The following is a 9,637-nucleotide window of genomic DNA, read 5'->3' as shown; positions in this document are numbered from 1 at the left end:
CGAAATAGGACGTGACCGAATCCAGCTCCACCCCGGCAATCAGCCGCTGGTAGACCCCGTCATAGGCGGTCATGTCCTTCGAGACGACCTTGAGCAGGTAATCGTAGTCTCCGCCGATACGGAAGAAGTCGATCACTTCCGGAATTGATGAAACGTGCCTGCGGAAGGTCTCCAGCCAGTCGGCGGAATGGTGCCGGGTGCGCACCATGACGAACACCACCAGACCGAGATCCAGTTTTGTCCGGTCCAGCCGGGCGGTCTGGCCGGTCAGGATGCCCTTCTTGCGCAGCGCCTGCACCCGGTTCCAACAGGCGTTGGGCGACAGGTTGACACGTTCGGCCAGCTCCTTCTGGGTGAGCGATGCGTCTTCCTGAAGCGCCTTCAGGATCTGCTTGTTAAATTGATCGATCATTTGACGTTTCAATCGATAGATTTTGGCAAAGTTAGTCCCTTATGTCGTTAAATATGTAATTCATTCGATCGAAAATGTCTCAAATTTATCCCGGGTCGATCGAGATCATTGGACGGGATAGTGATGACACTCTCAAACTTCCGGGATTCCTTAAATCCCCTGACCGCTGTCGCGGAACTCCGGGACGGGCTGATCGGGGAAAACGTCATTCTGCCGGGGCCGTTCGGCGAAAAGCGGCTGGTTTATGCCGATTACACTGCCTCCGGCCGGGCGCTGCGCCAGGTGGAGGGCTACATTGCGGGCGAAGTGCTGCCCTATTACGCCAACAGCCACACGGAAGCCTCTTTCTGCGGCGCCTACATGACCCGGCTGAGGGCGGAAGCCCGCCAGGCGATCGCCGAAGCCACAAATGCCGGATCCGATTATTCGGTCATCTTCACCGGCTCGGGCGCAACCGCAGGCCTCAACCGGCTCGTCAGCCTGTTCGGCCTGCCCGCCATGGCAGGCGCCCGGGTCAAGCCGGTAGTCCTGATTGGCCCTTATGAGCACCATTCCAACATTCTGCCCTGGCGGGAAAGCGGCGCGGACGTCATTCCGATCCCCGAAGGCGCGGACGGCGGTCCCGACCTCGGCATCCTCGAGTTCGTCCTTTCCAACCTGCAGGACCGGCCGCTCGTCATAGGCGCCTTTTCCGCCGCCTCCAACGTCACCGGCATCGTTACCGACGTCGATGCGGTGACCGCACTGCTGAAGCGCCACAGAGCGCTGGCCGTCTGGGATTACGCCGGCGGCGGCCCCTATCTGCCGGTCGACATGGCGCCGGCGCCGGGCCTGGAAAAGGATGCGCTCGTCCTGTCGCCGCACAAGTTTCCGGGAGGGCCGGGCACCTCCGGCGTGCTGATTATCCGCAAGGACGCGGTCAGGACCAAAGCACCCACATGGCCGGGCGGCGGCACGGTGTCTTTCGTTTCGCCTTGGGGGCACGACTATTCGAACTCCCTGATTGCCCGGGAAGAGGCCGGCACGCCTAATGTCATCGGCGATATCCGTGCCGCCCTGGTCTTTCTGGTGAAGGCGGCGGCCGGGCAAGCGTTCATTTCGCGCCGGGATGCGGAGTTTGCCGAAATGGCCTTTGCCGCCTGGCAGAACCATCCGAATATCCGGATCCTGGCGGATAACAGGCGCAATCGCCTGCCGATCTTTTCGCTCCGGGTCACCGATAACGATGGTGCGTCTGTCCACCCGCAGCTCTTCACCCGCATGCTGAGCGATCTCTACGGCATCCAGGCGCGCGGCGGCTGTGCCTGTGCCGGGCCCTACGCCCACCGGCTTCTGGATATCGATAAACCGCAGTCGGAACAGCTGCGTATAGCTATTCGCGAGGGTCGGGAGATGGAAAAACCGGGCTGGACCCGGCTCAATTTCAGCTACCTGATGTCGGACGCCACGGCGGATTACATCTGCAATTCCGTGCGTGACCTGGCGGACCGGGCGGCAGACTTGCGCGATCTCTATCAGGCCGACCCGGCGACCGCGCGGTTCAAGCTGGCCGGATAAAGCATACGGAAAACGCGCTAGAGGCCGGACAGCATCCGGGCGGTCTTGACCGCAAAGCGATCCGTCATTCCGGAGACGTAGTCGGCTAAGGAATGCAGGGCGGTGTAGGGCGTCGTCACGTCGCGGATATCGACGCCGGCCGCCTTGATGAGTTGCCGGTGATAGGAATCGAGCTTTTCCGGATCCCAGCCGACCTCCTGGAGCCTGATGTAGATACCCGAAATACCGTCCAGGACCCGATGAACCGAATTCCGGCCCTGGACTTCCAGTTCGGTCTTCCGCCGTGACGTAAACAGACGCTCCTTGGCCAGCTTCTTGATGTTTTTGAATTCTTCTGCCTTAGCGGACCTGTCGATCAGGGCGCCGGAGAAGGTCCCGTCCATGATCGCCTCGTAATTCGCCTTGAAGGCCTCGATGCAGGCGGCGATCGCGATGCCGATGCCCCTTGCCCGTGCATAGGCGATGCGGTCCGTGTCGGCCATGTGGGACAGATCCTGATTGGATTTTCCGGTTACCGGTTCCAGGTGCCCGATAACAGTCTCGGCGGAAAGATCGCCGGACGTAAAGGCATCTTCCAGATCCAGGATGTTGTAGCAGATGTCGTCGGCGGCCTCGACGAGGAACACCAGCGGATGACGGCGCCACCAGGTTTGGGTCTCATGCCTTTCCGAAGGCAGCCCGACGGCGTTCGCAACTTCGGTGAACTGTTCGAATTCGCTTTCGAAAACGCCGAATTTTTTCAAGCCGCAGTAATCGCTTTTCACCTGATCCTGGACCCGTGCGGTGACCGGATACTTGCTGAAAGCACCGAGCACGCCGCGGGACAGACGCATGCCGCCTTCGTTCCGGTACATCTCCAGACGGGTGAGGATGCGGAACCCTTGCGCATTGCCTTCGAATTTCTCGAATTCAAGGCGCAGGTCCGGATCGAGATCGGAAAAAAGAGGCGCACCCGAAGCGAATTTTTCCGCAAACCACTGGCCGATCGCTTCCTCTCCGGAATGACCGAAGGGCGGGTTGCCGATGTCATGCGCCAGGCAGGCGGTGCCGATAATGCCCGCAATCTTGTGCCGTTCCCCGGCCGGAACGGCTTCCTGCTGTTCCAACCAGTCGCCCACCTCCATGCCGAGTGACCGGCCGACGCTGCTCGTCTCGAGACTGTGGATCAGCCGGTGGTGAATATGGTCGTTTTCGTAGAGCGGATGGACCTGGGTCTTGTTGGCCAGTCGCCGGAACGGTGCGGAGAACGTGATGCGGTCGGAATCCTGGACGTAGGTCGGACGATTGGGCCGCTCGGCGTAGGTGGGGTCCTGTAGGCGAAGTCCATCCAGCAAACGGGCCCAATCCACGACGGTCTCCAAAGGTTCGGTATCTGCAACGGGGTGAGTGCGGTCCCGAATCTTTAAAGACTCAGGCGCGTGGATCTAACAATAGGCGCGGAGCCATGACAACGGTCTGCGCGCGACGCGTTCTGATTGGCGGTGTCCGGACCAAACGAAAACCTCCCCGCCTTCATTACAAAGACGGGGAGGCTCTTCCTCTGGATTAGGGCGGCAGGCCGAGACCTGAACCTTATTCCGCTGCGTCCACCGTCAGGACGCCGCGGCGGATCTGGTCTTCCTCGATGGATTCGAACAGGGCGCGGAAGTTGCCTTCGCCGAAGCCCTCGTCGCCCTTGCGCTGGATGAATTCGAAGAAGATCGGGCCGATGACGGTCTTGGAGAAGATCTGCAGCAGGAATCTTTGGTCATGCCGCCGTTTACCACGCCTTCGCCGTCGATCAGGATGCCGTGTTTCTTCATCCGCTCGATCGGCTCGTCATGGCCCTGGACGCGGTCGAAGCTCTTTTCGTAATAGACTTCCGGCGGGCCGGGCATGAACTTCAGGCCGTTGTCGGCAAGCTTGTCGGTGGAATCATAGATCCCGTCCGTGCCGACGGCGATGTGCTGGATGCCTTCGCCCTTGTATTTCTTCAGGTATTCGACGATCTGGCTGGTATCGTCCTTGGACTCGTTCAGCGGAATTCGGATCTTCCCACAAGGAGAAGTGATCGCCCGGCTGACGAGGCCGGTGATGCGGCCGTCGATGTCAAAATAGTGGATCTGGGTGAAGCCGAACAGCTCGCGGTAGAAGTCCCACCACTTGTCCATGTTGCCGCGATAGACGTTATGGGTCAGGTGGTCGAGATAGTAGAAGCCGACGCCTTCCGGCCGCGGGTCGCGCGCGCCGAGCCATTCGAATTCCGCGTCATAGGCGGAGCCGTGAACGCCATACCGATCGATGAAATAAAGCAGCGAACCGCCGATGCCGACGATCGCCGGCGCGTCGAGGGCCTTGTCGTCGCCTTCATATGGCGTGGCGCCCTTGGAGACCGCATAGTCGAAGGCATGCTTGGCATCGACCACGCGCCAGGCCATGGACGGCGCGCAGGGGCCATGCTCGTCCACGAAACGCATGGCATGACTGCCCGGCTCTGCATTGAGGATGTAATTGATATCGCCCTGGCGCCAGACGGAGATGTTCTTGGTCTTGTGGCGGGCAACTTCAGTGTAGCCCATCCGGGTAAAGAGCTCTGCGAGCTTCTCCGGTTCGGAATGGGAGAACTCGACGAATTCGAAACCGTCCGTACCAGCGGGATTGTCTTCGGTGATCTTCGCAGGCGGTGCGTCGTGCGGAAACGGGCCCATGTCATTCTCCTTTGCGTTTCGCGTTAAAACCAGAATGCGCGCAAATTCGTGCGACATGTGTGCAATGTCAGGGAAATAACGTATGCTCATGCACGAAACACGCATGAAAATGAGAATCAATGCATGACTGTCGCACTCGATGGCTTTGATCTGAAACTGCTGGCCGTCCTTCAGGAAAATGCCGCCCTGACCAATCATGAAATCGGTCAGCGAATCAGCCTGTCGGCCAGCCAGGTGTCCCGCCGCCGCCAGAGGCTGGAACAGGACCGGGTCATCCGTCGCTACCGGGCCGATCTGGCACCGGATCTGCTCGGCCTGACGGTGACCGCCTTCGTCGGCGTGACGCTCGGCGCCCACAGCCGGGAAAACGCTCGCAAGTTCCGCCTGATGGTGACGGCCATGCCGGAAGTGCAGGAGGCCCATACCCTGACTGGCGACGTCGACTACATGCTGAAGGTGGTGGTCAGGGACCTGAAGGCCCTGAGCCGGATCATCAACGACGAGCTTCTGCCCCATGACGCGGTCCAGAACGTGCGCTCGTCAATCGCCATGGAAACCCTGAAGGACGACAATCTGCTGCCGCTCGAATAGACCGGGCAGGTCTTGCCACCGACAGGCTCCTTCCCCATTTGTGAAACGGTTCAACAATGAAAGACGGCCGCCACGGGATCGTCCCGGGGCCTTGCAGATGGGAGATAGAGAGAATGTTCGACGCCAAGTCCCTGCTCGATCAATTCATGGGTGGCGCCGCAGGCGGCGCGACGGGAAGCGGTTCCGGACGGCGCTCAAGCGGATCGGGCGATCTTCTCTCCCAGGGCAAGGATTTCCTGTCCTCGCAGGGCGGTGGCCTGGCACTGGGCAGTCTGGCGGGCCTGATGCTCGGCACCAAGACAGGGCGGAAAGTCGGCAAGAAAGCCGTAACCTACGGTGGCTTGGCCCTGGTCGCGGGTCTCGCCTACAAGGCTTATCAGGGCTATCAGGCAAACCAGCAGGGGGCGCCGCGCCCGCAGATGGAGCCGGTACCGGTGGAAGGCCCGAAGGACACGCCCTTCGATGCGGCCCGGGCTCCGGGCGGTGAAAACGCCTTTGCCCTGACCCTGCTCACGGCAATGATCCAGGCCGCCAAGGCCGATGGTCATATCGACGCCCAGGAGCAGGACCGGATCTTTGCCAAGATCGACGAAGCGGGTCTGGACGGCGAAGCCAAGGCTTTCCTGATGGACGAGCTGCGCGCGCCGCTCGATCTCGACAAGGTGGTTGCAGGCGCGTCCTGCCCGGAAACGGCAGCTGAAATCTATGCCGCCTCCCGCCTTGCCATCGACCCGGACCACCGCGCCGAACAGGCCTATCTGAACATGCTTGCTGCACGGCTCAATCTGGATCCGGCGCTGGTCGAGGAAATCGAGCTGGCCGTTCGCGAGGCGGAGAGCGCCTGAGCGCTCGCAAACCGGGTCGCTTGGAACTGAGGGGAGGGCTATCACGGCACCAGTCACACGAGGAGCCGCGAGCCCATGCATTTCCAGATCAATCCGCTTCCCGACAGCGCCTTTGCCTATCTGTCCGGTCTGTCCGAGGAAGACCTCGCCGCCCGGCAAATCCGGGCTTATATCGCGGATGAAAAGCCCGGTTTCCCGTGCCGGGTCAGTCTCGCCGATGCGGAAATCGGCGAGAGGGTCTTCCTGCTGCACTACGAACACCAGCCGAACGACACGCCCTATCGGGCCAGCCATGCGATCTTCGTCAAGGCGGGCGCCGTGTCACGGCAGCCGGAGCCGGATACGGTTCCCGAAAGCATCGCCAGCCGGCTTTTATCGGTCAGGGCGTTCGACAAGGCCCATGCAATGATCGACGCCGACGTCATCGAGGGCCGGGACGTACCCGGTCTTATTGCCAGGATGTTTGAAAACCCGGACGTTGCCTATCTGCACCTGCATTACGCCCGCCGGGGCTGCTTTGCCGCCGAGGTCAGGCGCGCTTAGCTGCACTGAGTTCCTGCCGGTGCCAGGCAATAAGCATGATCATCGCCATGGCCATCAGATAGGGGAAATAGAACCGGGTCTCGAAATGGGGAAAGACCAGGTATTTGGCGCAGATCGAGGCGAACATCCCGTAGAGAAGCACCTTGGTCCGCTCGCTCAAAATTGCCGGATCGATCACCTTGGCAAAGAACAGGACTTCCGCGAACAGCAGTGCGAGCCAGTTCTGGTTCATGATCGAGCGGACCGTCGAGCGCACCAGCATTTTTAGGTAGATCGCTGCGGAAAACGGCGGATGGAAGCCTTCCAGCGTGGGTACGTATTCCACGTGGGTGAACCACAGGTGGATCCACCAGCCGGGATGATCGGAACCGGAAGTCAGCCAGACATAACCGGTGAGACAGATCGCGAAACAGGCGGTCATGACCCAGCGGCCCGGTCCGTAGATCCAGGCGAAGACGAAGAAGACGCCGATGAAGGCGAGATGATCCGGGCGGATGAAGAACGCCACGATCAGCGACAACGCGGCCCCGATATCCTGGCGTTCGAGATAAAGATAGGCCGCCAGCAGGATAAACACTGATGCATAGAGGTCCGGGCTGATAAGGGCGGCAGAGTCGCCGAAGCTCGACAGCACCAGCAGTCCGGCAACCACGGGGCCGTACATCAACGCGCCGTTGCGCGCCAGCCAGAGCATGAGCACAGCGCCGACGGCAAGCGCCGAACCGATGGAAATCAGCCGCAGGGCCTTCACCGGATCGACGAACCGGGTCAGCAGCCTGGCGGTTTCGATGTAAAGCACCTTCAGCCGGTAAAAGCCCAGCATGGTTCCAAAGGCGCGCGGGTCTTCATATTGTCGGATCCGGTATTCCCGATCCTGGGTCAGCGTCAGGAATTCACCGGGAGAGACGTTTTCCTTGAGAAGCTCATAGGACTTGTCGTGCCGCTCCACCGGATCGGCGATCTCCGGTTCCAGGACCGAGGCCGTATAGGCGATCATGTCCCAGTTGGAGACGGGAAACACATGGACGACCGCGGCGGTGGTGATCACCAGAAGGGCCAGGACCCCGGCACCGATCCAGCTCCGCAAGGGCCGGTAGATCCGGCAGACGCCTCCATAGAAGGCGAGGAAGACGGTTTCCAAGAGCTGGGCGGCGCGGGTCAAGGGTTTCTCCGGGGTCGGCAGAATTGCCGCAAGACCCTGCCTGTTTCCGGTAACGATAGCGTAAATTTTGCTTTAGTCGGCTTGTACAAACGTCTTGATGCGTAAAAGCGAAACCGTTGTGCAGCCTTGACGCTTGCCCTTTGGGCAGCGACGTGTCTCCAATTGAAGAAATGAAAAGCAATGACCGGGAGGCACCATGCAGGATCTGGGCGAATGGGACTATGTCATTGTCGGCGCGGGCTCCGCTGGCTGCGTCCTTGCCAACCGCCTGTCGGAAGATCCGGATGTGAAGGTGCTTCTGCTCGAGGCGGGCAAGGACGACAATTACATCTGGGTGCATATTCCCGTCGGATATCTCTACTGCATGGGCAATCCTCGTACCGACTGGGGCTTCAAGATCGCCAAGGATCCGGGGCTGAACGACCGCTCGCTGATGTATCCGCGTGGCAAGGTGCTCGGCGGCTGTTCGTCGATCAACGGCATGATCTACATGCGCGGCCAGGCGCGCGACTATAATCAGTGGCGCCAGCTTGGCCTTGAGGGTTGGAGCTGGGACGACGTTCTGCCGTTCTTCCGCAAATCCGAAGACCACTACAAATGGAACGACGACCTGCACGGCCAGGGCGGCGGCATTCGCGTCGAAGAACAGCGCCTGTCCTGGGACGTGCTTGACAGTTTCCGGGAGGCCTGTGCGGAAACCGGCATCCCGAAGATCGCCGACTTCAATACGGGCGATAACTTCGGCGTCTCCTATTTCCAGGTGAACCAGAAGTCCGGCATCCGCTGGAATACCGCCAAGGGCTTCCTGCGCCCGGCCATGAAGCGGCCGAACCTGAAGGTCGTCACCGAGGCCCATGCCAGCCGGATCCTTGTTGAGGACGGCCGGGCGGCTGCGCTTGAACTGGATGTCAAAGGCGCACCGGCGAAGGCCTCGATCCGGGGCGAACTGGTGCTTTCGGCCGGCTCCATCGGCTCGCCACAGCTTCTGGAACTGTCCGGCATCGGCGATCCGGATGTCCTGTCGGCGGCCGGTATCGGCGTGACCCATGCGCTGCCGTCGGTAGGCACGAACCTGCAGGATCACCTGCAGCTTCGCACGATCTACAAGGTCAAGGGCGCTAAGACCCTGAATCACATGGCGAACACGCTTTTCGGCAAGGCCAAGATCGCGCTGGAATATGCGCTGAGCCGCTCAGGACCGATGTCCATGGCGCCCAGCCAGCTCGGCGCCTTCGCCAAGTCGGATCCGTCCTACGAGACCGCCAATGTGGAATATCACGTGCAGCCGCTGTCGCTCGACAAGTTCGGCGACCCCCTGCACGACTTCCCGGCGATCACGGCGAGCGTATGCAATCTGCGCCCCGAGAGCCGCGGTCACATTCACATCACCTCGCCGGACAAGCATGTGCAGCCGGAAATCCTGCCAAATTATTTGTCTGCCGAGGCGGACCGGAAGGTGGCGGCCGATTCCATCCGCCTGACCCGCAGGATCATGGCAGCCCCCGCCATGGCGAAATATACGCCGGAGGAATATCTGCCGGGGCCGGACTACACGAGCGATGAGGAACTGGCCCATGCGGCCGGCGATATCGGCACGACCATCTTCCATCCCGTCGGCACCTGCCGGATGGGGGCGGACGAAGGGTCGGTGGTCGACAGCCGCCTGCGCCTGCGCGGAGTAAAGGGCATCCGCGTCGCCGATGCCTCCGTCATGCCGACCATCACCTCCGGCAACACCAACGCGCCGTCCGTGATGATCGGCGAAAAGGCGGCCGACATGATCCGTGCGGACCGGCGGGCAGGCGTGTAGATTGTCAGGCGGTATTGTCTGAACAGGATC

General features: G+C 61.0%; 8 protein-coding genes and 1 pseudogene. 5 read left to right on the top strand and 4 right to left on the bottom strand.

Annotated features, from left to right (window positions below; translation table 11 throughout):
- The coding region (locus ABIN98_RS03270; RefSeq protein ID WP_346907369.1) for an Lrp/AsnC family transcriptional regulator at positions 1-412 on the bottom strand (412 nt) is incomplete at its 3' end.
- Between the two features lie 123 nt (positions 413-535).
- Here ABIN98_RS03270 and ABIN98_RS03265 point away from each other — a divergent pair.
- Complete coding sequence (locus ABIN98_RS03265; RefSeq protein ID WP_346907367.1) at positions 536-1,969, top strand: aminotransferase class V-fold PLP-dependent enzyme; 1,434 nt, start codon at positions 536-538, stop codon at positions 1,967-1,969.
- 17 nt (positions 1,970-1,986) lie between these two features.
- On the opposite strand, the gene dgt is transcribed toward ABIN98_RS03265, so the two are convergent.
- Together dgt and hppD are read right to left on the bottom strand one after the other, a co-directional pair.
- A complete protein-coding gene (dgt, locus tag ABIN98_RS03260; protein ID WP_346907365.1) occupies positions 1,987-3,318 on the bottom strand; it encodes a dGTP triphosphohydrolase in 1,332 nt (443 codons plus the stop codon).
- A gap of 223 nt (positions 3,319-3,541) precedes the next feature.
- Positions 3,542-4,656 (bottom strand): annotated as a pseudogene (gene hppD / locus ABIN98_RS03255) (4-hydroxyphenylpyruvate dioxygenase).
- Between the two features lie 123 nt (positions 4,657-4,779).
- Here hppD and ABIN98_RS03250 point away from each other — a divergent pair.
- The 3 genes from ABIN98_RS03250 to ABIN98_RS03240 all read left to right on the top strand — a co-directional run bounded on the left by ABIN98_RS03250 (position 4,780) and on the right by ABIN98_RS03240 (position 6,635).
- The gene (locus ABIN98_RS03250; protein ID WP_346907363.1) at positions 4,780-5,247 is read left to right on the top strand and encodes an Lrp/AsnC family transcriptional regulator; all 468 of its coding nucleotides are present in this window, start codon (positions 4,780-4,782) and stop codon (positions 5,245-5,247) included.
- 113 nt (positions 5,248-5,360) lie between these two features.
- On the top strand, positions 5,361-6,092 hold the full coding sequence (locus tag ABIN98_RS03245; protein WP_346907361.1) for a tellurite resistance TerB family protein: 732 nt from the start codon (positions 5,361-5,363) through the stop codon (positions 6,090-6,092).
- Positions 6,093-6,167: 75 nt separating this feature from the next.
- Complete coding sequence (locus ABIN98_RS03240; RefSeq protein WP_346907359.1) at positions 6,168-6,635, top strand: DUF1203 domain-containing protein; 468 nt, start codon at positions 6,168-6,170, stop codon at positions 6,633-6,635.
- On the opposite strand, the gene ABIN98_RS03235 is transcribed toward ABIN98_RS03240, so the two are convergent.
- Entirely contained in the window at positions 6,622-7,797 is a 1,176-nt protein-coding gene (locus ABIN98_RS03235; protein WP_346907358.1) for a hypothetical protein, read from the bottom strand. The two genes, ABIN98_RS03240 and ABIN98_RS03235, sit on opposite strands and share 14 nt — an antisense overlap.
- Positions 7,798-8,002: 205 nt before the next feature.
- On the opposite strand from ABIN98_RS03235, the gene ABIN98_RS03230 reads away from it, so the two are divergent.
- A complete protein-coding gene (locus ABIN98_RS03230; protein ID WP_346907371.1) occupies positions 8,003-9,607 on the top strand; it encodes a GMC family oxidoreductase N-terminal domain-containing protein in 1,605 nt (534 codons plus the stop codon).
- Positions 9,608-9,637: the final 30 nt, after the last annotated feature.

It is taken from the genome of uncultured Roseibium sp., assembly GCF_963675095.2.
Lineage (GTDB): Bacteria > Pseudomonadota > Alphaproteobacteria > Rhizobiales > Stappiaceae > Roseibium.
Note: the sequence above shows the minus strand (reverse complement) of the source record. Positions and strands in the feature narration are given on the sequence as shown.

Excerpts from the sequence above, each read along its gene's own strand:
- ABIN98_RS03265 (WP_346907367.1), top strand. The coding sequence starts at position 536 with ATGACACTCTCAAACTTCCGGGATTCCTTAAATCCCCTGACCGCTGTC.
- ABIN98_RS03250 (WP_346907363.1), top strand. The coding sequence starts at position 4,780 with ATGACTGTCGCACTCGATGGCTTTGATCTGAAACTGCTGGCCGTCCTT.
- ABIN98_RS03245 (WP_346907361.1), top strand. The coding sequence starts at position 5,361 with ATGTTCGACGCCAAGTCCCTGCTCGATCAATTCATGGGTGGCGCCGCA.
- ABIN98_RS03240 (WP_346907359.1), top strand. The coding sequence starts at position 6,168 with ATGCATTTCCAGATCAATCCGCTTCCCGACAGCGCCTTTGCCTATCTG.